We start from the raw sequence: 25,244 nt of genomic DNA on the forward strand, positions 1-25,244 counted from the left end.
GACCCCGGTCGAGGTGCCGGCCGAGGACGGGCGGGAGGGGACCGAGACGGTCCTGCTGCCCAACCCGGACCAGCCGACCTGGCGGCAGGACTACCCCTACGACACCCGGATGACCGAGAAGGAGTACCAGGCCGCCAAGCGGTCGCTCCAGATCGAGCTGCTCAAGATGCAGAGCTGGGTGAAGGCCACGCAGTCCAAGGTCGCCTGCCTGTTCGAGGGCCGCGACGCCGCCGGCAAGGGCGGCACGATCAAGCGCTTCACCGAGAACCTCAACCCCCGCGGCGCCCGGGTGGTCGCGCTCGAGAAGCCGACCGAGCGCGAGGCCACCCAGTGGTACTTCCAGCGCTACGTCTCGGTGCTGCCCAGCGGCGGGGAGATCGTGCTGTTCGACCGCTCCTGGTACAACCGGGCGGGCGTCGAGCGGGTGATGGGGTTCTGCACGCCGGTCGAGTACCTGGAGTTCATGCGGCAGGCGCCCGACCTGGAGCGGATGCTCGTCCGCAGCGGCCTGCACCTGGTCAAGTTCTGGTTCTCGGTGTCGCGCGACGAGCAGCGCCGGCGGTTCGCGGCCCGGCACACCGACCCGGTCCGGCGCTGGAAGCTCAGCCCGATGGACCTGCAGTCGCTGGACAAGTGGGAGGAGTACACCGCGGCCAAGGAAGCGATGTTCTTCTACACCGACACCGCCGACGCGCCCTGGACCGTGGTCAAGAGCAACGACAAGAAGCGCGCCCGGATCGAGGCGCTGCGCCACGTGCTGTCGGTGCTGGACTACACCGACAAGGACCCCGTCGTCGTCGGCACCCCCGACCCGCTGATCGTCGGCACCGGCCCCTCGGCGCGGATGCTCGACGAGGCCGACGAGGACTCCCGGCGGGTGTTCCCGCACCTCTGAGCGCCCGGGTGTCCCGCGGGGTCCGCGCGTTCTCCCGCTGTTCACCCGCCGGTGGGGTGGTGCGGGAGGGATGTGCGCTACTCTGGTTTAAGTTTCAACAAACAGACCAGGAGAGTTCATGACGCGCATCGCGATCATCGTCGGCAGCACCCGGCCGGGCCGCAACGGCACCGCCGTCGCCGAGTGGGTCCACGCCTACGCCAAGACCCGCACCGACGCCGAGTACGAGCTGATCGACATCGAGCAGTTCCACCTGCCGCTGCTCGACGAGCCGGTGCCCGCGTCCATGGGCATGTACTCCAAGGACCACACCAAGACCTGGGCCGCCACCGTCGCGTCCTTCGACGGCTTCGTCTTCGTCACCCCCGAGTACAACCACAGCCCCTCGGGCGCGCTCAAGAACGCCATCGACTTCGTCTACGGCGAGTGGAACAACAAGGCCGCCGGCTTCGTCGGCTACGGCTCGGTCGGCGCCGTCCGCGCCGTCGAGCAGCTGCGGCTGATCGCCGCCGAGCTCCAGGTCGCCACCGTCCGCGCGCAGGTCGCCCTGAACCTGGCCACCGACTTCAAGAACTACTCCGAGTTCACCCCGGCCGAGCGCCACACGGCCGACCTGGACACGCTGTTCGACCAGCTCGTCAGCTGGACGAAGGCGCTCGAGGGCGTCCGCGCCGCCGCGCAGGAGCCCGTCGCCGCCTGACCGGCACCCGGAGCACCGCTCCACCAGCACGACGCACGACCAGCACCGCCCGGGTCCACCAGGGCCCGGGCGGTCCTGCGTCCGGGGTCAGCGGCGTGCGGGCACCAGCGGCGTCAGGGCGGGCTGCGGCTCACCGGCCCGGTCGACGCGCCGGGCCAGCCGGGTGCGCAGCACGCGCGTGCTGTGCGCGGCGGTGAGCAGCCGCTCGCCCGCGTAGGGCACGCCACCGGCCAGCCGGCGGCCGACGGCGAGCCAGACGCAGACCGCGCGCTCGGCCAGCCAGAGGGGGGCCCACAGGGGCGCGTCGACGGGGAAGGCCGCGTCGCCCCCCGCCCGCCGGCGGCCCAGCTCGGCCAGCGCCACCGGCAGCAGCGCCTCCGCCACCAGGCCGCGGCGGCTCCAGCGGCGCAGCCGGGCCGAGCGCGACGTCGCCCCGCGGGCGAGCAGGGCCGCGACCGGCAGCAGCGACGCCTCGGCGGCCAGCCGGGCCGGCTGGCCGAAGTCGTCGTAGGCCTGCCGGACCCGCTGGCCCCAGAAGTGCCCGGCCTCCGGCGGGCAGCGGCGGACCAGCAGGTCGGGGACGGCGCGCTCGGTGCCGCCGGCAGCCCGCACCGTCCGGGACAGCTCGAGGTTCTCGAACAGCACGTCGCCGTCGTAGCCGCCCATGGCCAGGAAGGTGCTGCGCCGCAGCGCGTAGGTGCCGGGGTAGTCGGCGCCCAGGGCCCGGTTGAGCAGCGTCCGGGCGGTGTCCCACCGGGCGTGCCAGGGTGCGGGGTCGAAGTAGTTCTGCGGCCGCACGAGGTCGGCGTCGGCGAGCAGGTCGACCGCCCGGGCCAGCTGGACGGCGGTCCAGCGGACGTCGTCGTCGGCGATCACCACGTGCTCGTGCCGGGCCAGCCGGACCCCGGTGACCACGCCGGCCACCTTGCCGTTGCGGCCCGGCCAGTCGCCGACCCGGACGTGCCGCACCCAGCCGTCCCACAGGGCGTGGTGCCGCTCCCAGACCGCGTCCTCGCTGCCGTCCACCACGGTGACGTCGACGTCGCGGCTGAGCCGCTGCAGGTACCCGGTCAGCTCCGCCGGGTCCGTGCCCGGACGCCAGCGCAGCGGCACCACGTACTCCACCCCGAGCCGCACGGGCTACCCCTCGACGTCCTGACGCAGCGCGGCGGCGACGGAGACGACGCCGGCCGCGTTCTCGGGGATGGTCCGCAGCGACGTGCGGCCGGCGGCCCAGCTGTCCAGCAGGTGCCGGGTGACCGCGGCGTCGACCGCGAGCGCCACCTGCGCGCCGAAGAGGATGTCGTCCACGAGGTGGGGCTCGTCGAGAGCGAGGCGGCCCGCGACGTCGTGCGCCGCGATCTGCTCGTGCACGGCGTCGGCCTCGATGTGCTCGTCGAAGAACCGCGTGGTGGGCTCGTCGAAGCCGAGCCGGCGCAGCCCGTTGCCGTAGCGCCGCATGGGCAGCGAGGAGGACATCTCCAGCGCGGCGAGGTGCCCGATCGTCGCGCCCAGCAGCCGGCGGTGCAGGCCGAAGAGCGTCATGGTGTTGGCCCAGGCCAGGGTGATGGCGGGGACGTCGTTGAGGTACTGGCCGTAGGAGTCGTCCAGGCCCAGCCCGCGCATGGCGTCGGCGTAGAGCACCGCGTGCATCCACTCCGCGCGGCCTGCCCCGTACTCGTCGGCCTGGATCTCCACCAGCGCGGCCTTGGCGCGACCGGACAGCCGGGGGATCGCCCACGTGTGCGGGTCGGCCTCCTTGAGGTGGTAGACCGACCGGTGCACCAGGTGCTCCCGGTACTCCACGACGGTGCCGGAGCGGGCCAGGTGCCGCGACATCGACGGGCCGTCGTCGCCCTGCACGATCGCGGACAGCGCCGCGGGCACGTCGGCCGGGGCCGGTGTCGCCTGCCGCTGCCCGGCGACCAGGGCCCGCAGGCCGGCCTCCGTGGCGTCCTCGAGCACGGCGGCCAGCCCGACGAGGTCGGGGTGCCACTCCCAGCGGGGGTCGACACCGGGCCAGCTCCGGTGGTGCAGCTCGTGCAGGACCATCAGGGACAGCTGGACGTCGTCGTCGACCAGCACGTCGGCACTGGTGGCGACGATCTGCTCGGCCTGCTGCCGCAGCTGCGGGACGGCCTGCGGCTCCTCGGTGAGCACCCAGAGCAGCTGGGCGCTGAGCGCGCCGCGCGCCAGCAGCGGGGTCCGTCCGGCGCCGCGGTCGAACGCGAGCGCGGTCGGGTACGGGCTTCGTCGCATGTGAGGTCTCCTACCCCTGGGGGCGGCGGGAGAAACCGGGCGGACGACCGCGTCGGTCGTCGCCGGCGGCCCGCGCGCAGTTTTGGGCCAATCGGGCTGGGTACTCAACCACCGTGGCTCCTACTCCTTCCGACCCCGGCCCCGCCCGGGATGCGCAGATCACGATCTACCCCGACGGCCCCATGCTGCTGCGGGGTGACGTCGAGGTGGTCGGCGCCGACGGGGAGCCGCTGCCGCGCCGCCGTCGCACCATCGCGCTCTGCCGGTGCGGGTCCAGCGGGATGATGCCCCTCTGCGACGGCACCCACAAGCTGGTCTGGAAGCCGGGCCGCGACAACGCGCGCCGCCGGGCGGTCGCGGCCGACGAGGACTGACCACCCGCCCGGCGCTCGCGCGCAGGGGGCTCAGGCCCTGCCCGGGCGCAGCCGCACGCCGCTGCGGGGCCGGGTGGGCATCCGCGCGGTGCTCCAGCCGAGGTCCTGGCCGGGGACCGGCGTCCACGGGGCGGCGGCCAGCCGGCGGACGGCGACCTCCAGCAGGGTGAGCGTCACCCCCTCGCCCGGGCAGCGGTGGCCCGTCCGGACGTCCCCGCCGCCCTGCGGCACGAGGGCCTCCTCCTCGACGGGGCCGAGGAAGCGCGCGGGGTCGAACCGGTCCGGGTCGGGCCAGGCCCCGGGGTCGTGGGTGGTGCCGTGCACGTCGAGGACGACGAGCCCGCCCCGGCGGACCGGCTGGCCCAGCACGTCCTGCGCCCGGCGGGCCCGGGCCGCCAGCACCGGGACGAACGGGTAGCAGCGGCGAACCTCGTGCGCGAAGGCCCGGGCGGCCGCCGCGTCGCCGTCGGCGATCCGGGCCCGCCAGCCCGGCTGCTCCACCAGGGCGAGGGCGGCGAAGGCGACGAACCAGGCGACGGCGACGCTGGGCCGGACCACGTTGAGCAGCTCGACGGCGGCGACCCGGGCGGGCAGCAGCCGGCCGGCCCCGTCGCGCCCGCCGGCCAGCACGGCGAGGGCGCTGCCCGGCGGGGGCGTGAGCTCCCCGGCACGGGTGCGCCGGACCAGGCCGGTCGCCCAGCGATCGAGCCGCACCCGGGCGAGGGCGGCCACCGCCCACGGGGGCGGGGCGGTGGCGAACCCGCCGACGACGGCGGCCAGCTGCCGTCCGCGCCGGCGCTGCTCGTCGGGGCCGACGTCGATCCCCGCCCAGGGCAGGACGGCGGACGCGATGAGGTCGACGGCCTCGTCGAAGACGGTGACCTCGTCGCGGCCCGCCCAGCCGGCGACCCGCTCGGCCCACCGCGCGTCGGCCGCCGCGCCGAGCCGGTCGACGGCCTCCGCGCCCAGCACGTCGAGCAGCAGGGCCTTGCGGTGGTGGTGGGCGGCGTCGTCGAGGCCGTGCACGGCCCCGGGGCCGAACAGCACCAGCTTCACCGGCGGCGGGAACGCCCCGCGGCGCCGCAGCCGGTCGTCGTAGAAGCGGCGGACCCCGGCGACCCCGCCGAGGACGACGGCGGGCCGGCCCAGCAGCCGGGTCGGCACCGCCGTCTCCCCGTCGCGCAGCTCCGGCGCCCAGGGGTAGCCCTGCCGCAGCAGGCGCAGGGTCTGGTCGCGTCGTCGCCGCCGGGGCCGCTGGTCGTCCACGTCCCCGCCGTACCCGGTCCCCGCCCGCTGAACCTCGCCCGCCGGACCCTGCCGGCCGGGTGACCACGTCGCGTGAGCCGTGGACGGCGCCCCGGCCGGCATGACGTAGGTTGGTCGCCGAACACGGGAGTCCGGTGAGCCGGGCTGAGAGGAAGGTTCTCCAACCTTCGACCGTCGAACCTGATCTGGGTCATGCCAGCGCAGGGAGGCCTCTTGTCACGTCCCCGTGTCCCTCTGACCGAGAGGTGCACACCATGCCGCACACCACCACCCCGTCCCTCGACGAGCGGACCACCACCGCTCCCGGCCGCCGCTGGCGGGTCGTCGACATCGTCGTCGCCAGCGTCGTCGGCGTCGCCCTGGGCGTCGTCTTCCTCGTCTGGGGCGCCGCCTACAACGTCCTCGAGACGCCGTTCAAGGCGCTGCTGCCGGGCGCGCAGTCCTTCGTCGAGGCGCCCTTCCTGCTGGGCGCCGTCGTCGGCGGGCTGCTCATCCGCAAGCCCGGCGCTGCGATCTACGTCGAGCTGCTGGCCGCCGTCGTCTCGGCCCTGCTGGGCAGCCAGTGGGGCCTGCTGACCCTGGTCTCGGGCCTGGTCCAGGGCCTCGGCGCCGAGATCGTCTTCGCGCTGTTCCTCTACCGGGTCTGGCGGCTGCCCGTCGCCTGGCTCGCGGGCGCGGGCGCCGGCGTCGGCCTGGCGGTCTTCGAGCTGCTGGCCTACTACCCGGGCAGCACCGCCCTGTTCGCCACCGTCTACCTGGTCAGCGCCGTGCTGGGCGGGGCCGTCGTCGCCGGGACGCTGTCGTGGCTGGTCGTCCGCGCCCTGGCCCGGACCGGCGTGCTGCACCGCTTCGCCGCCGGCCGGGACACCGCCGAGCTGGTCTGAGCGTGCCCGCGGTGCCCTCCCGCCAGCCGGTCGCCCCCGCGGCGGCCGGCCCGGCGACGACCCGGCCGGCCCGGGTGCGGGCGCAGGGCTGGGGCTGGCGGCATGCCGGCCGGCGGGCTTGGGCGCTGCGCGGGCTCGACCTGGTCGTCGAGCCGGGGGAGCGGGTGCTGCTGCTCGGCGCCTCCGGGGCCGGCAAGTCGACGCTGCTGCACGCCCTCGCGGGCGTGCTCGGCGACGACGAGGGCGGGGAGGAGGAGGGCGCGCTGCGCCTGGACGGGGCACGCCCCCGCGACGCCCGGGGCCGGGCCGGCCTGGTCCTGCAGGACCCGGAGTCGCAGGTGATCCTCGCCCGGGTCGGCGACGACGTGGCCTTCGGCTGCGAGAACCTCGGCGTCCCCCGCGAAGCCATCTGGCCCCGGGTGTCCGCCGCGCTCGACGCCGTCGGGCTCGACGTGCCCCTCGACCACCCGACCGAGCGCCTCTCCGGCGGCCAGCAGCAGCGGCTCGCCCTGGCCGGCGTGCTGGCCATGCAGCCGGGGGTGCTGCTCCTCGACGAGCCGACCGCCAACCTCGACCCCGAGGGCGTCACCGAGGTCCGCGACGCCGTCGCCCGCGTGCTGGACGCCACCGGGGCCACCTTCCTCGTCGTCGAGCACCGCGTGGCGACCTGGCTGCCGGTGGTGGACCGCGTCGTCGTCCTGGGGCCCGACGGCCTGCTGGCCGACGGCCCCCCGGCCGAGGTGCTGGCCCGGACCGGGCCCGCGCTGGCCGCGGCCGGCATCTGGGTCCCGGACCACCCGCCGCGGGTGCCCGCCCGTCCGCGGCCTGCGCCCGGGCCGCCGCTGCTGGGCGCCGAGGCCCTCGCCGTCGGCCGGGCCGGCCGGCTGGTCCGCTCCGGCGTCGACCTGGAGCTGGCGGCCGGCGCGTCGGTCGCCCTGACCGGCCGCAACGGCGCGGGCAAGTCCACCCTCGCCCTCACCCTGGCCGGGCTGCTCGACCCGCTCGCCGGCCGCGTCCGGGCCCACCCCGCGCTGGCCCGCGGGCTGGGGGACCGGCCGCACGGCTGGCGCTCGCGCGAGCTGGTGTCCCGGGTGGGCGTCGTCTTCCAGGAGCCGGAGCACCAGTTCCTCACCGCCTCCGTCCAGGCCGAGCTGGAGGTGGGCCTGCGCGCCACCCGGCGGCTCGACGCGGCCGGCCGCGCGCGGGTCGCCGAGCTGCTGGCCCGGCTGCGGCTGGAGGGCCTGGCCCGGGCCAACCCCTTCACCCTCTCCGGCGGGGAGAAGCGGCGGCTGTCGGTGGCCACGGTGCTGGTCACCTCGCCCGACCTGCTGGTGCTCGACGAGCCGACGTTCGGCCAGGACGCGCTGACCTGGGCCGGGCTGGTGGACCTCCTCGGGGCCCTGCTCGCCGAGGGCCGCACCGTCCTCTCGGTGACCCACGACCGGGCCTTCGTCGACGCCCTGGGCGGCACCGAGCTGGTGCTCGGCCCCGGCGACGGCGTCCGTGCCCCGGCGGCGGCGCGGTGAGCACCGCGGTGCTCGCGGGCCCGGGGCGTCGGGTGCTCACCGTCAACCCGGTGGCCAAGATCGCCGCGCTGGTCCCGCTGACGCTCTGCCTGCTCAGCACGCTGGACTGGCTCTCGGCCGTCGTCGCCGTCGTCGGCGAGCTCGTCGTCTTCCTCGCCGTCGGGCTGCGGGCGCGCGGGCTGGGCCGGCGGCTGCTCCCGCTGCTGGTGGCCGCCCCGCTGGCCGGGGTGACGATGGTGCTCTACGGCCGGCCGTCGGGGGAGACCTACCTGCGGCTGGGTCTGGTGCACGTCACCGAGGGCTCGGTCGCCATCGGCCTGGCCACGACGGCCCGGCTGGTGGCCATCGCGCTGCCGGCGGTCGTGCTGCTGGCCACCATCGACCCGACCGACCTCGCCGACGGCCTCGCCCAGCGCTGGCGGCTGCCCGGCCGGTTCGTCCTCGGGGCGCTGGCGGGGCTGCGGCTGGTGGGGCTGTTCCTGCAGGACTGGCGCTCCCTCGAGCTGGCCCGGCGCGCCCGCGGCGTCGCCGACTCGGGCCGGCTGCGCCGGTTCGCCGGGCAGGTGCTGGCGCTGCTCGTGCTCGCGGTCCGACGGGGCAGCCGGCTGGCGACGGCGATGGAGGCGCGCGGCTTCGACGGCCCGACCGCCCGCACCTGGGCGCGACCCTCCCCCTTCGGCCGCGCGGAGGTCGTCACGATCGCCGCCGGGGCCGCGCTCGGCGCGCTCTGCGTGGTGGTGGCCGTGCTGGCCGGCACCTGGAACCCGGTCCTCACCTGAGGTCCCCGGACGCGCGAGGGCCCGGCACCGCGGGGGCGGTGCCGGGCCGTCGGGGTCGCTCGCGCGCTACTTGCCGAGCGCGTCCTTCACCGTGGACGTGACCTTCTCGGCCAGGTTCGGCTTCGGGTCGGTGCCGAACAGCCGCGGGTCGGGCTGGGTGGGCGGGGGCATCGGGGCCGACGTCGTCGGGCCGTCGTGGTAGGTGAACTCGCCGTTGCCGTCCGGCGTCGGGCCCGAGGCCCAGCGGCCCTCGGCGGCGGCCTTCCCGTCGGAGAAGTTGAGGTACTGGTAGTGCACCTCGGTGTTCTCGAGCTTCTGCGGGAAGTTGCTCGGCACCGGCAGCTCCTCCAGGCCCTCGGCCTGCAGCTCGGCGATCGCGGCCAGCCACTGGTTCTGGTGCATGGTGTCGCGGGCGATGAGGAAGCTCAGCAGGTCCCGGACCCCCTTGTCGTCGGTCATGTGGTACAGCCGGGCGGCCTGCAGCCGGCCCTGCATCTCGCCGTTGGCGTTGGCGTAGAAGTCGGCGAGCAGGTTGCCGCTGGCGGTGATGTAGCTGCCCTGCCAGGGGTTCCCGTTGCTGTCGACGGCCCGGGCGCCGGCCCCGGCGACGATGGCGTGCTGCACGTCGCCGCCGCCGATCACCGCGGCCATCACCGGGTCGGAGTCGACGGTGGCCTGCAGGTCGGCGTTCGGGTCCTTCTCGAGCAGCCGGGCGATCATGATCGCCAGCATCTCGACGTGGCCGAACTCCTCGGAGCCGATGCCGAAGAGGAGGTCGCGCCACTTGCCCGGGATGTGCACGTTCCAGGCCTGGAACCCGTACTGCATCGCGATGGTGATCTCGCCGTACTGCCCGCCCAGCACCTCCTGCAGCTTGCGGGCGTAGATGGCGTCCGGCTTGTCGGGGACGGCCTTGAACTGCAGCTCCTGCTTGTGGAAGAACATCCTGCTCCTCGGGGATGGGGTGTCTCGATCGGTTCCCCTACCCGGCTACCCGGGTGGGCCGGGGCGAAACGGGTGGCCGGGGCCGGCGGGCGCGGCCGCTAGCATCGGGCCGCCGCCCTCCGCGGCGCCGCGACCTGAGGAGCCGCTCGTGCCCACCGAGACCGTCACGCTCACCTCGCTGGCCCGCTACCCGCTGAAGTCGGGCCGCGCCGAGCCCCTGGCCGAGGCGGTGGTGGAGCCCTGGGGGCTGGCGGGCGACCGGCGCTGGATGGTCGTCGACGAGGCCGGCGCGATGCTCACCGGCCGCCAGGTGCCGGGGATGGTGCTGGTGGAGGCCGAGGTCGCCCCCGACGCCCTCGTGCTGCGGGCGGCGGGCCGGCCCGAGCTGCGGGTGCCCGTGCCGCCCGGCCCCGACCGGGTGGAGGTCGACCTCTGGGGCAGCCGCTTCCCCGCCACCCCGGCGCCGGGCGCCGAGGCCTGGCTGGCCGACGTGCTGGGCCGGCCGGCCGCGCTGCTGCACCTGGCCGACCCCCGCGGCCGCCCCGCCGACCCCGCCTTCGCCGGCCCCGACGACGTGGTCTCCCTGGCCGACGGCTTCCCCCTGATGCTCACCAGCGAGTCCTCGCTGGCCGCGCTCGACGCCTGGGTCGCCGCCGGGCCGCGGCCCGAGGAGGGTCCGCTGGGTATGGGCCGGTTCCGCCCCAACCTGGTGGTCGCCGGTGCGGAGGCGTGGGCGGAGGACCGGTGGCGGCGGGTCCGGGTCGGCGAGGTGGTGCTGCGGGTCGTCAAGGGCTGCGAGCGCTGCGCGTTCACCCTCGTCGACCCGGCCACCGCGGAGCGGACCAAGGAGCCGCTGACGAGCCTGGCCCGGCACCGCCGGCTGGACGGCAAGACCTGGTTCGGGGTCAACCTCGTCCCCGAGCAGGCCGGCGGCCGGCTCCGGGTGGGCGACGCCGTCGAGGTCCTGGAGGCCGTCGAGGAGCCGGGTCCGCTGCGCTGAGCCGCGGACCCGGCCGCCCGCTCAGGGGGCGGTGACCACCAGCGAGTCGAGCCGGACGGTGACCGGGGCGTTCGTGGCGCCGCTGGAGAGGTAGGGGCTGACGGCGACCGAGCCCGCCGCCTGCAGCCCGGCGGTGCTGTCGGCCACCGAGCGCTGCCAGGTCGTCGGCTCCGGCGTCCCGGCCTTCCAGACCTTCGCCCGCAGGGTGGTGGGAGCGGTGCCGGAGGCCTCGGTGCGCACGTTCAGCAGGTCGCCGGGGGTGTAGGTGAGCCCGCTGACCGCGACCGCCGCCTGCAGGTTGACCTCCGAGCCGGTGGCCGTGGTGCGGGCCAGCTCCAGGGTCACCGCGCCGGCGCTGGTCACCCGGGTCTTGGCCAGGTAGGCGCCGCCGCCGGTGACCCGGCGGGCGTGCGTGGCCAGGTAGAGGCCGCTGCCGGCGGGCACCTTGTCGAGCCCGAAGGCCAGCCGGGTGTCGCTGCCGGTCGTCGTGACCTGGTTGAGCGCGGCGACCGGCCCGCTGCCGGCGCCCACCTTCACGGTGGCCACCCCGCCCCCGACCGCGTAGTTCGCGGCGGTCCCGGACACCGTCCAGGCCCCGCCGGTGGGCGCGGAGCCCCACCCGGAGTTGACGGTGCGCGCGAACTGGTCGTCGACCAGCGCGCCCGCGACCGGCGCCGTCGGCGCGACGTTGCGGGTGCTCTGCGCCGTCCCGCCGTCGTCGTCGGTCACCGTCAGGGTGACGGGGTAGCTGCCGGGCGTGCGGTAGGTGTGCGACGCCGTCACCCCGGTCGCGGTGCTGCCGTCGCCGAAGGTCCAGGCGTAGGAGGCGATGGTGCCGTCGGGGTCGCGCGAGGCGCCGGCGTCGACGCCGCAGACCAGGTCGGTGCAGGTGCTGGTGAACGAGGCCACCGGCGGCTGGTCGGCGGGGGTGGTGCCCTTGGTCAGGGTGAAGGAGTCGGCCAGGGTGCCGCCGGCCCCGCGGACGAAGGAGGCCTGCAGCACGTCGGCGGTCGCCTGGACGTCGAGGAACCCGTAGGTGGGGTTGACGTTGCGGCCGCTGGTCGCCGCCATGTAGGGCAGCTCCGGGTCGGTGGTCGTGACGTCGTACAGCAGCTGGCCGCCGGTCCCGACGACCATGGCGACGCTGCCCGCGCCCGCACGGAAGTCGCCGTCCGTGTCGGCCACGCAGCCGGCGTCGTAGCGGCCGGGGACGAAGGCCGGGCAGCCGGCGCCCAGCGCCAGCTGGTGGCTGCGCTGGTAGGTGTGCTCGTGCCCGCTGAGCACCAGGTCGACCTTCTTGGACAGCAGCAGGTTGAAGACGTCGGCGCCGGAGTCGCAGCCGTACTTGCCCACCGTCAGGCAGGGCTTGTGCATCCCGACGACCACCCACGGCACCCCCGCGGCGCGGGCGCCGTCGATGGCCTGGGCCGTCCACTGGTACCGGGCCGAGCCGGCCGCGTAGCTCCAGGTGCCGTCGGGGTAGGTCAGCCCGGGCGAGATCATGACGAACCGGACCAGGGGGGCGCCGGCCGGCACGTCGACGTAGTACTGCCGGCCGTAGGTCCCGACGACCCCGGGCAGCTGGTTCGGCAGGCAGGCGGAGAAGTCGTTGATGTTGCCGTTGAGGCCGTTGGACTCGTGGTTCCCGGAGAGCATCTCGAAGGGGAAGGAGTCCCCGACGCGCGCCTTGACGAAGTCGCACCAGCCCTGCTCCCCGCCCACCGTCCCGTAGGACATGTCGCCGAGGGTGACCGCGACGTCGCTGCCCGTCGCGGCCAGCTGGTCGAGCACCAGACCGGTGTTCGTCGTCTGGGCGAAGTCGCCGGCGGCGGTGAGGTGCAGCCGGCCCGGTTGCGGGGCCGCCGACACCTGGGTGCCGAGCAGCACCAGGAACACGGCCAGCACCACGGCCCGCAGGGTCACCCGTCGTCGCATGGCGGCACAGTAGTACCGCCGGACGCCGGCCGGGGGCCGGACGGGCGAACGGGCCGGGTCCGGACGGGGCTCAGGCGGCGACGGGCTCGACGGCCCGGGCCAGCACGGTCAGCTCCCGCTCGGTGAAGGGGATCAGCGCCAGCCGCTGCACGGCCTCGGGCAGCAGCGTCAGCCGGCCGGCGACGGGGGCGACGGTGAGGTGCGCCAGCGCGCCGTTGGCACCGGGCTCCACCTCCAGGCACCAGCCGAGCACCGAGCCGTCGGGCAGCCGCGTCCGCCACCCCGTGCTGGCGCCGACCGGCGGCTCGGCGTAGCGCCACCGCTTGAGGTGGCCGGGGGCCGGGTCATCGGGGACGGTGCCGTGCACCGCCGACGCGTGCCGCACCAGCTGCGACGGTTCGCAGCGGATGAGCCGGTGGCAGGTCATCTCACTCCCGAGGGTCGTCGCCCGGCGCGCCCCGGGCGGATGCCCGGCCGGTACCCGGACCGACGTGGCGGAAACATCGTCCCCCGGGGAGGGTCGCAGGGGAAGGCGCGGGGGTCCCCGGGGCGCGTCGCGCCGGCTCCCGGAGCCGCCGGGGCACCCGCCTGAGCCGTCCCTGAGGTCCCGCTGGGCCGTCCTGAGGTGGCGCTGGGCCGGCGCCGGGGTGCCTGAGGAAGCCGGTGAACCCTGCAGCACTCCTGAGCGGGGCCCAGTCCGGAGCCCGGCTCCCGCCGAGGTCGGCGCCAGATCGTTGAGACATCGGGCCGAGGGGCCCGAGTCCCCCGAAAAAGCAGGAGAACGAGATGACCACCTTCGACCTCGAGTCCACCTTCGCCGCCGACGCCCGCCCCGCCGATGCCCGCCCCGCCGATGCCCGCCCCGCCGACGCCGGCCTGGCCTCCTACGTCCGCCAGCTGCAGGCCGACGTCGAGTCGCTGCCGACCTACCGGCCCGTCGTCGCCGCGGTCATCCCGGCCTACAACGAGGGCGAGACCATCGTCGAGGTGCTGCGGTCGCTGCTCAAGCAGACCCGGCTGCCCGACGAGATCCACGTCATCGTCAACAACACCAAGGACGACACCTTCGAGAAGGCCGCCAAGTTCGCCGGCCCGCGCAGCTCCAAGCGCAAGGGCAAGGACGGCAGCAAGCAGCGCACCGAGGTCTACGTCCACGACATCGGCGCGAACCCCGACAAGAAGGTCGGCGCCCTGAACTACGGCTTCTCCCTCGTCGGCCACGCCGACTACCTGCTCGGCGTCGACGGGGACACCACCCTGGCGCCCGACGCGGTCGAGAAGCTGGAGTCCGAGATCGTCTCCGACACCCGCATCGGCGGCATCTCCGCCATCTACAGCATCGACGACACCGTGGTGAAGGGCCCGATCGCCCGGCTGCTCATCGCCGGCCAGCGCGCCCAGTTCGCCGCCTTCAACATGCAGAACATGCTCCGCGGCCGCAACATGGCCGTCCTCGGCGGCCAGTGCTCGATCTTCTCGATGCGGGCGCTCCGCGCCGTGATGGCCGAGAACCACCAGCAGACCCCGTGGGTCAACGACTCCGAGGTGGAGGACTCGCTGCTGAGCCTGCAGATCAAGTCCGCCGGCTACCTCACCAAGATCTCCGCCCAGGCCCGCGCCGACGTCGGCGGGATGACCACGGTCCGCTCGCTCGACGGCCAGCAGGTCAAGTGGAACTACGGGGCCATCGACCTCATGTGGCCGGGCCAGCGCGGCGACACGAAGGGCCAGCCGCTGCACCCGAACCTGCGCCTGCGCTGGGCCGAGAACTTCGGGATGCTCACCAACATCTTCACCCGCATCGCCTTCGTCCTGCTGCTGGCCGCGTCGCTCTCCATCGGCGCCTTCGTCTTCTCCCCGATCTGGCTCATCCCGCCGGCCGTCGCGATCCTGCTGAACGTCCGGATCGCCATGTCGATGAAGGGCCGGACCTGGCGCGACGTCGCCTTCGCCGCCGCCGGCCTCCCCGCCGAGCTCTACATGTGGCTCCGCGCCGGCCACTTCCTGCGGGCCTGGGCCAAGTTCCTCTCCAAGGTCAAGGTCGACAACTGGGCCGAGCAGGCCAAGGCCGAGCGCGGCTCGGGCAACGCCTTCCTCACCCCGCTGATCATCCTGGGCATCTCCTTCCTCGTCCTCGGCTACACCTGGTTCCAGCTGCCGGTCCTCATCCAGTCCTCGATCCTCTGGCTCGGCTGGCCGGTCCTCTACGTCGTCACCATCGCCCAGACCGTCGTCATGGCCGGCAAGCTCTTCCGCCGCCAGCGTGGCTACAAGGTCTGAGCCCCCGATCGGGAGCGGTCCTGACGTCGGGGGACACAGGACCTCTCTCCCGCACCCACCCCTCGGCCACCGGCCGGGGGGTGCGGTGCTGTTCGCGGTCAGGTGCGGTCCGGGCAGTCTGCGGGCGAAACGCCTCCGCGGGCCCGCCTGCGCCGGTACGGTTCGGCCGTGCTGATCGCGATGGCGGGCCTGCCGGGGGCGGGCAAGAGCACGGTGGCCGACGCGCTCGGCCGCCGGACGGGCTGGCCCGTGCTGTCCGTCGACCCGGTCGAGGCGGCCCTGCTGGGCGCCGGCGTCACCTCCGACCAGCCCACCGGCCTGGCGGCCTACCTCGCCGTCGGCGCGCTGGCCGAGCACCTGCTCCGGCTGGGCCAGACCGTGGTGGTCGACGCGGTCAACGCCGCCCCGGAGGCCCGGGCGCAGTGGGAGGACCTCGCACGGCGGACCCGGACGCCGCTCTGCTTCGTCGAGGTCGTCTGCTCCGACGTCGACCTGCACCGGCAGCGGCTGACCGACCGCCGGCGCGACCTGGGTGACCTGCCCGAGCCCCGGTGGGACAGCCTGGACCAGCGGCGCGAGCAGCTGGCCGGCTGGTCGGGGCCTCGGCTGGTGCTCGACAGCGCCGGCGCCGTCGAGGAGCTCGTGGACGCCCTGGTCACCGAGCTCACCGGGACCGGCTGAGCCTCAGCCCTGCCGGGCGAGGCTCTCGCGCAGCAGCCGGCCGTAGGCGGCCTGCTCGCCCTCGGCGTAGCGCACCCGCGGCCAGAAGAAGCCCCGCAGGCCGTCGCCCTTGGTCCGCGGCACGACGTGCACGTGCAGGTGGGGGACGGACTGGCTGACGACGTTGTTGTTGGCCACGAAGGTGCCCTGGGCCCCCAGCGCGTCCCCGAGCGCGCGGGCCACCCGCTGGGCCACGCCCAGCAGCGGCACCATCAGCGTCGGGGGCAGCTCCAGCAGGGTGTCGACGTGCTCCACCGGGCAGACGAGCACGTGGCCCTTGAAGACCGGGTGGTGGTCCAGGAAGGCGACGACGTCGTCGTCGCGGTGCACCACCTCCGCCTCGATCTCGCCGCGGACGACCTGGCAGACGACGTCGCTCACGGCCCGAGACTAGCCGTGGACGCCGACGGCCCGGGTGGCCTAGGATCGAACACATGTTCGAATACGAGGACGCGTGACCGCCTTCCGCCCCCCGGGCTGGCCCGACAGCGTCCGGCCGCCGGGCGCGGAGGGCTGGGAGGAGGGCGCCGTCGCCTTCCTCTTCGACTGCTGCCCGGCCGACTTCCGGGCCTACCCCGTGCTGCGCCGGCACCCCCTGGTGCTGGCCCGCTTCGCCGCGCACTTCGTCGAGGGCCAGGTCCGGTCCTCGACGGAGGGGCTGGCGCAGATCCGGTCCGACCTGCAGGGCCAGGTGCCGGCCCCGGTCGTGGAGCAGGCCGCCCAGGCCTGGCTCGAGCAGGCCGCCCGGCTGGTCCGCACCAAGCGGGCGGTCGGGCTCCTCGACGACGCCCTGCACGGCCAGGTGCCGCACGCCCGGCTGTGACCACCCGGCGGGGCGACCCGGCTCACACCCCGCGGGCCCGCGCGCAGCCGGTCCGGGAGGGGGCGACGACGTAAACTCGGCCGCATGTCACCCGCGTCCGGACTGCTGAGCACCCTTCACAGCCCCCAGGACCTGCGGGCCCTCGCGCCGGAGCAGCTGGACGCCCTGAGCGCCGAGATCCGCCGGTTCCTGGTCGAGAACGTCAGCCAGACCGGTGGCCACCTCGGGCCCAACCTCGGCGTGGTCGAGCTGACCATCGCCCTGCACCGGGTCTTCGAGTCTCCGCGCGACCCGGTCGTCTACGACACCGGCCACCAGAGCTACGTGCACAAGATCCTCACCGGCCGCCAGGAGCTGTTCCCGACGCTGCGCCAGCGGCACGGCCTCTCGGGCTACCCCAGCCGGGCCGAGTCCGAGCATGACTGGGTCGAGAACAGCCACGCCTCGACGGCGCTGTCCTACGCCGAGGGCCTGGCCAAGGCCAAGCGCCTGCAGGGGCTGCCCGGCACCGTCGTCGCCTTCGTCGGCGACGGCTCGCTGACCGGCGGGATGGCCTGGGAGGCGCTGAACAACATCGCCGCCTCCGACGACCTGCCGCTCGTGGTGCTGGTGAACGACAACGGCCGCTCCTACACCCCGACGGTCGGCGGGCTGGCCAAGCACCTGGCCGCGCTGCGCACCAACCCCCGCTACGAGCAGGTGCTCGACCTCGTCAAGCGCAACGTCAGCCGGGCGCCGCTGGTCGGCTCGGCGGCCTACGACATCCTGCACGGCATCAAGAGCGGGCTGAAGGACGTGCTGGCGCCGCAGGGGATGTTCTCCGACCTCGGCCTCAAGTACGTCGGCCCCATCGACGGCCACGACACCGCGGCGGTCGAGAAGGCCCTGCAGCACGCCCGGCAGTACGGCGGCCCGGTCCTGGTCCACGCGCTCACGCACAAGGGCCGCGGCTACGCGGCCGCGGAGATGCACGAGGAGGACCACTTCCACGCCGTCGGCAAGATCAACGCCACCACCGGCGAGGCCCTGGTCGCCGCGACCGGGCAGACCTGGACCGACATCTTCTCCACCGAGCTGGTCGAGCTGGGCCGGCAGCACGAGAACCTCGTCGCCATCACCGCGGCCATGACCTATCCGACGGGCCTGCACCGGTTCGAGGCGGCGTTCCCCGAGCGGACCTTCGACGTCGGCATCGCCGAGCAGCACGCCGTCACCTCCGCCGCCGGGATGGCGATGGGCGGCCTGCACCCCGTCGTCGCGCTCTACGCCACGTTCCTCAACCGCGCCTTCGACCAGGTGCTGCTGGACGTCGCCCTGCACCGCTGCGGGGTCACGTTCGTGCTGGACCGGGCCGGCGTCACCGGCAACGACGGCGCCAGCCACAACGGCATGTGGGACATGTCCCTGCTGCAGCTGGTGCCCGGCCTGCACCTGGCCGCCCCGCGCGACGCCACCCGGCTCCGCGAGGCGCTGGCCGTGGCCGTCGGGATCGACGACGCGCCCAGCGTCGTCCGCTACTCCAAGGACGCCGTGCCGGCCGACGTCGACGCCGTCGAGACCCTGGACGGGGTCGACGTGCTGGTCCGGACCGAGCAGCCGCGGGTGCTCGTCGTCGGCATCGGCCAGATGGTCGGCACCGCGGTGGCCGTCGGCCAGCGGCTCTCCGACCAGGGCATCGGCGTCACCGTCGTCGACCCGGTCTGGGTGCTGCCCGTGAACCCCGCGCTCGTCACCCTGGCCGCCCAGCACGAGCTGGTCGTCACCGTGGAGGACAACGGCGTCGTCGGCGGCTGCGGCGCCCGGCTGGCCCAGGCCCTGCGCGCCGCCGACGTGGCCACCCCGCTGCGCGAGTTCGGCATCGCCCAGGAGTTCCTCGAGCACGGCAGCCGCGCCGAGCTGCTGGAGGAGCTGGGGCTGACGCCGCAGGCCATCGCCCGGTACGCGGTCGAGGCCGTGCTCAGCCACGAGCCGCAGCCCAGCAACGCCGTCGGCGACATCGCCAACGCCCCGCGGGAGTGATCACCCTCCCGGCCTGGGCCGAGCCGGAGCCGCTGCTGGGTGCGGGGGCCCCGCTGCCGGGCCGGGCGGTCCTCGACCAGGCCTGGACCGACCTGACCTTCCTGCACTGGCGCGTCGACCCGGCGCGGGTCGCGCCGCTGCTGCCGGCCGGCACCCGCCCCGACCTGCACGACGGCGCCACCTGGGTGGGGCTGATCCCGTTCCGGATGCGCGGCGCCGGCTTCGGCACCGGCCACCCGCTGCCGTGGCTGGGCACCTTCGCCGAGACCAACGTGCGCTTCTACGCCGTCGACGCCCGCGGGCGTCGCGGCGTCGTCTTCGGCTCCCTCGAGTGCGAGCGGCTCGCCTTCGTGCTGGGCTCGCGGGTGGCGCTGAACCTGCCCTACACCTGGTCCCGGATGCGCGTGCGCCAGCGGACCGACGTGCTGACCTACACCAGCCGGCGGCGCTGGCCGGGTCCGCGCGGGGCGGCCAGCCGCGTCGTCGTCCGGGTCGGCTCGGAGGTCGTCCGCGACGACCCGCTGGCCGACTTCCTCACCGCGCGCTGGGCCCTGCACACCCGGGCCTGGGGCGCCACCCGCTACCTGCCCAACACCCATCCGCGCTGGCCGCTGCAGCGGGCGGAGCTGCTGGAGCTCGACGACGACCTGCTGGCCGCCGCCGGGCTGCCGGGGCTGGCGTCGACCCCACCCGACTCGGTGATGTTCTCCCGCGGTGTCCGCACCCAGTTCGGCCTCCCGCTGCCCTGAGCGCCCCGGTCTACGCTGAGCGCGTGCCGACCCTCTCCGACTTCACCGCCCGCTCCCTCGCCGGGACCGAGGTGCCCCTCGCCGACTACACCGGCCGCCTGGTGCTCGTGGTCAACACGGCCTCGAAGTGCGGGCTCACGCCGCAGTACGCCGGCCTGGAGGAGCTGTGGTCGCGCTACGGCGCGGACGGCCTGGTGGTGCTGGGCTTCCCGTGCGACCAGTTCGGCCACCAGGAGCCCGGCGACGAGGCCGAGATCGCCGAGTTCTGCGAGCTCAACTACGGCGTGACCTTCCCGCTGTTCAGCAAGGTCGAGGTCAACGGCGACGACGCCCACCCGCTGTTCCGGTGGCTGCGCGCCGAGCGGCCGGCCGCGTCGGGCGAGGCCATCGAGTGGAACTTCACGAAGTTCCTCCTCGACCGCGACGGCCGTCCCGTGCGCCGCTACGACCCGGGCACCACCCCGGCCGAGATCGCCGGCGACCTCGAGGCCGCCCTCGCCGCCTGACCCCCGCTCCCCGGAGCTCGTCGAAGGGCCGGGGACCTCCGCTCCCTGAGCCTGTCGAAGGGCCGGGGGACCTCCGCTCCCTGAGCCAGTCGAAGGGCCCGGGCGACCGCCGCTCCCTGAGCCTGTCGAAGGGCCTTCGACAGGCTCAGGCAGCTGGAGGCGGCTCAGGCGGCGGGGCCTCCGACGAGCTCAGGCAGCGGGGACCGCCGGGGCCTCGGCCACCGAGGCGACGCCGGGCGGCAGGAACCGCCGGCCGAGGACCCGTTCGGAGACGCCCTCGCGGTCCAGGTAGGGCGTGATGCCGCCCAGGTGGAAGGGCCAGCCGGCCCCCAGCACCAGGCAGAGGTCGACGTCCATCGGCGCGGCGACGACGCCCTCGGCCAGCATCAGCCCGATCTCCTGCGCCAGGGCGTCCTGCGCGCGGCGCAGCACCTCCTCGCGGCTGCTGGGCGCGTCGCCCAGCGTGAGCAGCGCGGCCGTCTCGTCGCTGACGTAGGGCCTCCCCTCGGCCGTCCAGTCGTAGACGCCCGGCCGTCCCGCCTCGACCAGGGCCCGCAGGTTGGGCGACACCGGGAACCGGTCGCCGAAGGCCGCGTGCAGGGACTCCCCGACGTGCAGGGCGATGGCCGGTCCGACCAGCTGCAGCAGGGCCATCGGCGACATGGGCAGCCCGAGCGGGCGCAGCGCGCGGTCGGCCTCGGTGACGGGGGTGCCCTCGTCGACGGCCTGGAACAGCACGCTGGTCAGCCGGGTGAGCAGCCGGTTGACGACGAAGGCGGGCGCGTCGGCCACCAGCACGGCGTTTTTGCGCAGGTCCTTGGCCACCCGCAGCGCCGTCGCCACGGTCGCGTCGTCGGTCCGCTCGGCCCGCACGACCTCGAGCAGCGGCAGCACGGCGACCGGGTTGAAGAAGTGGAACCCAACCACGCGCTCCGGGTGCTCCAGCTCAGCCGCCATCGCCCCGACCGACAGCGAGGAGGTGTTGGTGGCCAGCACGCAGGTCGGGGCGACGTGGCGCTCCAGCCGGCCGAAGACCTCCTGCTTGGTCGCCAGGTCCTCGAACACGGCCTCGACGACCAGGTCGCAGTCGGCGTAGTCGGCGAGGTCGGTCGTCCCGGACAGCAGCGCGCGCAGCCGGTTGGCGCCGTCGGGGGAGAGCCGGCGCTTCGCCTGCAGGGTGTCGATCTCCCCGCGGATCCGCTCCAGGCCCCGCTCGACGCGGCCGGCGTCGAGGTCGGAGATGACCACGGGCACCTGCAGCCGGCGCAGGAACAGCAGCGCGAGCTGGCTGGCCATCAGGCCGGCGCCGACGACGCCGACCTTGCCGACCGGCCGGGCGAGCGCCGCGTCGGGGGCCCCGGCGGGCTTGCGCGCCCGCTTCTGCACGAGGTCGAAGGCGTAGAGGCCGGCGCGCAGCTCCGGGCTCATCAGCAGGTCGGCCAGGGCCTCGTCCTCGGCCGCGAAGGCGGCCGAGCGCTCGGCCGTCCGGGCCGCGGCGATCAGCTCCAGCGCCCGGTAGGGCCCGGGCGCGGCGCCGGCGACCTTGGCGTCGGCGACGGCACGGCCGCGGGCGACGGCGGCGTCCCAGGCCTCGCCGCGGTCGACCTCCGGCCGCTCGACGGCGACCGTCCCGGCCAGCACGCGGCCGGCCCAGTCGAGCGAGCGCTCGAGGAAGTCGGCGCCCTCGAACAGCACGTCGGCGATGCCCAGCTCGGCCGCCTGCACGCCCGTGAGCATCTTGTTCTGGTTCAGCGCGTTCTCGACGACCACCTGGACGGCGCGCTCGGCGCCGACGAGGTTCGGCAGCAGGTAGGCCCCGCCCCAGCCGGGGAACATGCCGAGGAAGCACTCCGGCAGCCCGATGCCGGCCGCGGACGCCGAGACGCTGCGGAAGTCGCAGTGCAGGGCCAGCTCCAGCCCGCCGCCGAGGGCCAGGCCGTTGACGAAGGCGAAGGTCGGCTTGGGCGCGCGGTGCAGCTGGTCGAAGACCGCGTGCCCGATCCGGGCGATGGCCAGGGCCTGCTCGCGCCGGGTGAGGGCGGGCAGGGCGCTGAGGTCGGCGCCGGCGGCCAGGATGAAGGGCTTGCCGGTGACGGCGATGGCCGCGACGTCCTCGCGGGCGGCGGCGGCCTCGACCGCGGCTGACAGCTCGGCCAGCCCGCGCGGGCCGAAGGTGTTCGGCCGGGTGTGGTCCTGGCCGTTGTCCAGGGTGATCAGCACCAGGGTCCGGCCGTCGTGGGGGAGCACGACGTCGCGGCTCAGCGCGCGGGTGACCACCTCCCGCGGGGTGACGGCCGAGGCCTCCTCGACCAGCCGCTGCAGCTCGCTCGCCTCCATCACGCCTCCCCACCCACGAAGTGCGGGTTCTCCCACAGGACGGTGCCACCCATGCCGAGCCCGATGCACATGGTCGTGAGGCCGTAGCGGACCTCCGGGCGCTCCCGGAACTGCCGGGCCAGGTGGATCATCAGCCGGACGCCGGAGCTGGCCAGCGGGTGACCCAGCGCGATGGCGCCGCCGTAGGGGTTGACGCGCGGGTCCTCGGCGTCGAGGCCGAAGTGGTCGAGGAAGGCCAGCACCTGGACGGCGAAGGCCTCGTTGATCTCGAAGGCCCCGATGTCGTCGATGGTCAGGCCGGCCCGGGCCAGGGCCTTCTCGGTGGCGGGGATGGGCCCGACGCCCATCACCTCGGGGTCGACGCCGGCGAAGGCGAAGCCGACCAGCCGCATGGCCACCGGGAGGCCGAGCTCGGTCGCGACGTCCTCGGCGGCCAGCAGCGCGGCCGTGGCGCCGTCGTTGAGGCCGGCGGCGTTCCCCGCGGTCACCCGGCCGTGCGGGCGGAACGGGGTGCGGAGGCGGGCGAGCCCGCCGGCGGTGGTGCCGGGGCGCGGCGGCTCGTCCGCGGTGGCGAGGCCCCAGCCCTCCGTGGCGCTGCGGGTGGCCACCGGCACCAGGGACTCCTGGATCACGCCGTCGGCGTAGGCCTGCGCGACGCGCTGCTGGCTGAGCACCGCGAAGGCGTCGGCCCGCTCGCGGGTGATGGCGGGGTAGCGGTCGTGCAGGTTCTCCGCCGTCGAGCCCATCACCAGGGCGGACTGGTCGACGAGCTTCTCGGCGACGATCCGCGGGTTCGGGTCGATGCCCTGACCCATCGGGTGGTGGCCCATGTGCTCCACGCCCCCGGCCACGACGACGTCGTAGGCGCCGAAGGCGATCCCGGACGCGGTGGTGGTGACCGCCGTCATGGCGCCGGCGCACATCCGGTCGATCGCGAACCCGGGCACCGACTTCGGGAGGCCGGCCAGCAGCGCGGCCGTCCGCCCGATCGTCAGGCCCTGGTCGCCGGTCTGGGTGGTGGCGGCGACGGCCACCTCGTCCACCCGCTCCGGCGGCAGCTCGGGGTGGCGGCGCATCAGCTCGCGGATGCAGTTGACGACGAGGTCGTCGGCGCGGGTCTCCGCGTAGAGCGACCCGGCCTTTCCGAACGGGGTGCGGACGCCGTCGACGAAGACGACCTCTCGGGATGCAGACGCCATCCCCACAGATTACCCGCGGGTAACTTAGCCGCCGGCCACCGGGCCGGGCGGGTCGCTCAGCCGGCCGCGGGCTCGGGCGGCAGCAGCAGCGGGGTGATCAGCGGCACCGTCAGCTCGCGCTGCCAGGCCCGGGCCCCCGACGCGGCGAGGGCCGCGTCGACGGACTCCTCGGTGACCGGCTGCGGCGGCCGCCAGGCCAGCCGGCGGACGTGGTCAGGGGTGAGCAGGTTCTCCACCGGGAGGTCGAGCTCGGCCGCCTTGGTGCTGAGCGCCTCGCGGACCGCGGTGAGCCGGGCGGCGGCCTCGGGGTCGCGCGCGGCCCACAACCGGGGCTGCGGCGGGCCGTCGTTGGGGATGTGCAGGGGCGGCAGCCCCGTCTCCCCGCGGGACCCGACGGTCTCCAGCGCCTCGACCCACGTCGACTCGTAGCGCTTGGCCTGGCGCCGGCTGAAGGCCGGGATCTGCCGCATCGAGGCCCGGCCGGGGGTGGGCGCTGCCGCGATCTCGCTGATCGCCGCGTCGGGGAGGATCTTGCCCGGCGCCCGGTCGAGCCGCTGGGCGATGTCGTCGCGGGCGTACCAGAGCTCGGCGACGTAGCCGAGGCCCCGGCGCGTCCGCACCTTGTGGATGCCGGAGGTCCGGCGCCACGGGTCCGTCCGCTTCTCGGGGGCGGTGCCCGCGCCGGCGACGAGGGCCGCGAACTCCTGGCGGGCCCACGCGTCCTTGCCCGTGCGGACCAGCTCGTCGGCCAGCTTGTCGCGCAGCTCGACCAGCAGCTCGACGTCGAGCGCGGCGTAGGTGAGCCACTCCGGCGGCAGCGGGCGCGTCGACCAGTCCGAGGCCGAGTGCTCCTTGAGCAGCCGGACGCCGAAGAACTCCTCGATCATCGTGCCCAGGGCGACCCGGGGGTAGCCCAGCAGCCGCGCGGCCAGCTCGGTGTCGAACAGGGTCCGGGGCACGAGGCCGACCTCGAACAGGCAGGGCAGGTCCTGGCTGGCGGCGTGCACGACCCACTCGGCGTCGGCCAGCGCGTCGCCCAGCGCCGACAGGTCCGCCGGGGTGCCGAAGGCGATGGGGTCGACGAGGTGGGTGCCGGCGCCGGCCCGGCGGAGCTGGATGAGGTAGGCCCGCTGGCTGTAGCGGAAGCCGTGCGCGCGCTCGGCGTCGACGGCGAGCGGCCCGGTGCCCGCGACCAGGGCCGCGATCGTCGCCTCGAGCGCCTCCGGGGTGCTGACGACCTCCGGCACGCCGTCGGCGGGCTCGGTCAGCAGGGGCACCTCGGGCTCGGGGACCGCCTCGACGGGTGGCTCGGCGGTGCCGTCCGGGGAGGTCGGGAACGGCTCGGTCGCGGGGCGGGGGTCTGGCGGGGTCAACGTCTCCGTGGGCTTCGGCTCGGGGGTGTGCGGCGGGAGGGCATGGGCACCACCCCGGCCGGGAGCGGGGGGAGCCCCGCCGTCGTACACAGTAGCTCCGACCAGGCGGCCAGGTGCGGGGCGAGGCCCACGCCGTCGACCAGCTGCGGGGTCCAGGACGCCCGCACCTCGATCTCGGCCCGCGGCGGCTCCTCGGCCATCCCGCCGAAGGACTCGCTGGCCACCGACGTGACCGTGCCGCTGGGGGCGCCGAAGTCGGCGCCGTGGGCGGCGAGGGCGTCGAGCAGCCAGGACCAGCCCACCTGGGCCAGCAGCGGGTCGGTCACCATCTCGGGGTCGACGTCGGCGCGGGCGAAGGTGACGCAGCGGAAGGTGCCCTCCCAGGCGGCGTTGCCGGCCGGGTCGTGCAGCAGGACCAGCCGGCCGCTGCCGACCTCGTCGCCGGCCACCAGCACGTCGGCGGTGACCGCGGCGGAGAAGGGGGCGATGCGCTGCGGGGCCGGCATCTCGTCGACCTCGAGCTCGGGGCGCCAGGGCGCGGACATCAGGTCCTGCACGGCCCGCCGGAAGGCGTCCGGGGCAGGAGCCGCGTCGCTTCTGGCTACCACGCGAGGAGCGTATGCCGCGCTGACCAGCCCCCTCCGTCCGACGCGCCGGTTTCCGCGCCCGTGAAAC

24 protein-coding genes and 1 riboswitch are annotated in these 25,244 nt (G+C 75.1%); of the genes, 13 read left to right on the top strand and 11 right to left on the bottom strand.

What is annotated here, in order from left to right; genetic code table 11:
* The first annotated feature begins 109 nt into the window (after positions 1–109).
* Positions 110–895, top strand: a complete 786-nt coding sequence (gene ppk2 / locus JOF54_RS19615) for a polyphosphate kinase 2 (RefSeq protein ID WP_210059735.1) — start codon at positions 110–112, stop codon at positions 893–895.
* Positions 896–1,013: 118 nt separating this feature from the next.
* Entirely contained in the window at positions 1,014–1,595 is a 582-nt protein-coding gene (locus JOF54_RS19620) for an NADPH-dependent FMN reductase (RefSeq protein ID WP_210058988.1), read from the top strand.
* An 87-nt stretch (positions 1,596–1,682) separates the two neighbouring features.
* Here JOF54_RS19620 and JOF54_RS19625 read toward each other — a convergent pair whose 3' ends face one another.
* Together JOF54_RS19625 and JOF54_RS19630 are read right to left on the bottom strand one after the other, a co-directional pair.
* On the bottom strand, positions 1,683–2,732 hold the full coding sequence (locus JOF54_RS19625; protein ID WP_210058991.1) for a glycosyltransferase family 2 protein: 1,050 nt from the start codon (positions 2,730–2,732) through the stop codon (positions 1,683–1,685).
* A 3-nt stretch (positions 2,733–2,735) separates the two neighbouring features.
* Complete coding sequence (locus tag JOF54_RS19630; RefSeq protein WP_210058993.1) at positions 2,736–3,854, bottom strand: iron-containing redox enzyme family protein; 1,119 nt, start codon at positions 3,852–3,854, stop codon at positions 2,736–2,738.
* A 113-nt stretch (positions 3,855–3,967) separates the two neighbouring features.
* Here JOF54_RS19630 and JOF54_RS19635 point away from each other — a divergent pair, with 113 nt between their 5' ends.
* Entirely contained in the window at positions 3,968–4,228 is a 261-nt protein-coding gene (locus tag JOF54_RS19635; RefSeq protein ID WP_307804408.1) for a CDGSH iron-sulfur domain-containing protein, read from the top strand.
* A gap of 30 nt (positions 4,229–4,258) precedes the next feature.
* Here the strand turns inward: JOF54_RS19635 and JOF54_RS19640 are convergent, their stop codons facing one another.
* Positions 4,259–5,494, bottom strand: coding sequence for a cytochrome P450 (locus JOF54_RS19640; RefSeq protein WP_210058995.1), 1,236 nt, complete (start codon positions 5,492–5,494; stop codon positions 4,259–4,261).
* 122 nt (positions 5,495–5,616) lie between these two features.
* A riboswitch (TPP riboswitch) is annotated at positions 5,617–5,719 on the top strand.
* 29 nt (positions 5,720–5,748) lie between these two features.
* Between JOF54_RS19640 and JOF54_RS19645 the strand changes: the two genes are divergently transcribed.
* Genes JOF54_RS19645 through JOF54_RS19655 form a run of 3 tightly spaced genes read left to right on the top strand, consistent with a single transcriptional unit; the run spans position 5,749 to position 8,683 of the window.
* On the top strand, positions 5,749–6,378 hold the full coding sequence (locus JOF54_RS19645) for an ECF transporter S component (protein WP_210058997.1): 630 nt from the start codon (positions 5,749–5,751) through the stop codon (positions 6,376–6,378).
* 11 nt (positions 6,379–6,389) lie between these two features.
* Positions 6,390–7,904: an ABC transporter ATP-binding protein gene (locus JOF54_RS19650; RefSeq protein ID WP_307804409.1), complete on the top strand. Its 1,515-nt coding sequence runs from the start codon at positions 6,390–6,392 to the stop codon at positions 7,902–7,904.
* Positions 7,901–8,683 carry an energy-coupling factor transporter transmembrane component T family protein gene (locus JOF54_RS19655; protein WP_210058999.1) on the top strand — a complete coding sequence of 261 codons (783 nt, stop codon included), beginning with the start codon at positions 7,901–7,903 and terminating at the stop codon, positions 8,681–8,683. The genes JOF54_RS19650 and JOF54_RS19655 overlap by 4 nt, the downstream gene beginning before the upstream one ends.
* Before the next feature lie 66 nt (positions 8,684–8,749).
* On the opposite strand, the gene JOF54_RS19660 is transcribed toward JOF54_RS19655, so the two are convergent.
* On the bottom strand, positions 8,750–9,628 hold the full coding sequence (locus JOF54_RS19660) for a manganese catalase (RefSeq protein WP_210059001.1): 879 nt from the start codon (positions 9,626–9,628) through the stop codon (positions 8,750–8,752).
* A 148-nt stretch (positions 9,629–9,776) separates the two neighbouring features.
* On the opposite strand from JOF54_RS19660, the gene JOF54_RS19665 reads away from it, so the two are divergent.
* On the top strand, positions 9,777–10,628 hold the full coding sequence (locus JOF54_RS19665) for an MOSC domain-containing protein (protein WP_307804410.1): 852 nt from the start codon (positions 9,777–9,779) through the stop codon (positions 10,626–10,628).
* A 21-nt stretch (positions 10,629–10,649) separates the two neighbouring features.
* Here the strand turns inward: JOF54_RS19665 and JOF54_RS19670 are convergent, their stop codons facing one another.
* Together JOF54_RS19670 and JOF54_RS19675 are read right to left on the bottom strand one after the other, a co-directional pair.
* Positions 10,650–12,563 carry a PKD domain-containing protein gene (locus JOF54_RS19670; protein ID WP_245358224.1) on the bottom strand — a complete coding sequence of 638 codons (1,914 nt, stop codon included), beginning with the start codon at positions 12,561–12,563 and terminating at the stop codon, positions 10,650–10,652.
* A 70-nt stretch (positions 12,564–12,633) separates the two neighbouring features.
* On the bottom strand, positions 12,634–12,990 hold the full coding sequence (locus JOF54_RS19675; protein WP_210059006.1) for a hypothetical protein: 357 nt from the start codon (positions 12,988–12,990) through the stop codon (positions 12,634–12,636).
* A gap of 359 nt (positions 12,991–13,349) precedes the next feature.
* Between JOF54_RS19675 and JOF54_RS19680 the strand changes: the two genes are divergently transcribed.
* On the top strand, positions 13,350–14,843 hold the full coding sequence (locus tag JOF54_RS19680) for a glycosyltransferase family 2 protein (RefSeq protein ID WP_210059009.1): 1,494 nt from the start codon (positions 13,350–13,352) through the stop codon (positions 14,841–14,843).
* 168 nt (positions 14,844–15,011) lie between these two features.
* Positions 15,012–15,524, top strand: a complete 513-nt coding sequence (locus JOF54_RS19685) for a P-loop nucleotide/nucleoside kinase family protein (protein WP_210059011.1) — start codon at positions 15,012–15,014, stop codon at positions 15,522–15,524.
* A 3-nt stretch (positions 15,525–15,527) separates the two neighbouring features.
* Here JOF54_RS19685 and JOF54_RS19690 read toward each other — a convergent pair whose 3' ends face one another.
* A complete protein-coding gene (locus tag JOF54_RS19690; protein WP_210059013.1) occupies positions 15,528–15,944 on the bottom strand; it encodes an HIT family protein in 417 nt (138 codons plus the stop codon).
* 73 nt (positions 15,945–16,017) lie between these two features.
* Here JOF54_RS19690 and JOF54_RS19695 point away from each other — a divergent pair, with 73 nt between their 5' ends.
* The 4 genes from JOF54_RS19695 to JOF54_RS19710 all read left to right on the top strand — a co-directional run bounded on the left by JOF54_RS19695 (position 16,018) and on the right by JOF54_RS19710 (position 19,660).
* A complete protein-coding gene (locus JOF54_RS19695; protein WP_210059015.1) occupies positions 16,018–16,386 on the top strand; it encodes a hypothetical protein in 369 nt (122 codons plus the stop codon).
* Positions 16,387–16,470: 84 nt separating this feature from the next.
* Entirely contained in the window at positions 16,471–18,405 is a 1,935-nt protein-coding gene (gene dxs, locus JOF54_RS19700; RefSeq protein ID WP_210059018.1) for a 1-deoxy-D-xylulose-5-phosphate synthase, read from the top strand.
* The gene (locus JOF54_RS19705; RefSeq protein WP_307804413.1) at positions 18,402–19,154 is read left to right on the top strand and encodes a YqjF family protein; all 753 of its coding nucleotides are present in this window, start codon (positions 18,402–18,404) and stop codon (positions 19,152–19,154) included. Before dxs ends, JOF54_RS19705 begins: the two co-directional genes overlap by 4 nt.
* A 23-nt stretch (positions 19,155–19,177) precedes the next feature.
* Positions 19,178–19,660, top strand: coding sequence for a glutathione peroxidase (locus JOF54_RS19710; RefSeq protein WP_210059020.1), 483 nt, complete (start codon positions 19,178–19,180; stop codon positions 19,658–19,660).
* Positions 19,661–19,849: 189 nt separating this feature from the next.
* On the opposite strand, the gene JOF54_RS19715 is transcribed toward JOF54_RS19710, so the two are convergent.
* The 4 genes from JOF54_RS19715 to JOF54_RS19730 are packed head-to-tail and all read right to left on the bottom strand — an operon-like array spanning position 19,850 to position 25,177.
* A complete protein-coding gene (locus JOF54_RS19715; RefSeq protein WP_210059022.1) occupies positions 19,850–21,997 on the bottom strand; it encodes a 3-hydroxyacyl-CoA dehydrogenase NAD-binding domain-containing protein in 2,148 nt (715 codons plus the stop codon).
* Positions 21,997–23,196 (bottom strand): thiolase family protein, encoded by a 1,200-nt coding sequence (locus JOF54_RS19720; protein ID WP_210059024.1) that lies wholly within the window; start codon positions 23,194–23,196, stop codon positions 21,997–21,999. The genes JOF54_RS19715 and JOF54_RS19720 overlap by 1 nt, the downstream gene beginning before the upstream one ends.
* A gap of 56 nt (positions 23,197–23,252) precedes the next feature.
* The gene (locus JOF54_RS19725; RefSeq protein ID WP_245358226.1) at positions 23,253–24,569 is read right to left on the bottom strand and encodes a ribonuclease D; all 1,317 of its coding nucleotides are present in this window, start codon (positions 24,567–24,569) and stop codon (positions 23,253–23,255) included.
* On the bottom strand, positions 24,566–25,177 hold the full coding sequence (locus JOF54_RS19730; RefSeq protein WP_307804414.1) for a DUF3000 domain-containing protein: 612 nt from the start codon (positions 25,175–25,177) through the stop codon (positions 24,566–24,568). The genes JOF54_RS19725 and JOF54_RS19730 overlap by 4 nt, the downstream gene beginning before the upstream one ends.
* Positions 25,178–25,244: the final 67 nt, after the last annotated feature.

This window comes from Microlunatus capsulatus (assembly GCF_017876495.1).
In the GTDB taxonomy this organism is placed as follows: domain Bacteria; phylum Actinomycetota; class Actinomycetes; order Propionibacteriales; family Propionibacteriaceae; genus Microlunatus; species Microlunatus capsulatus.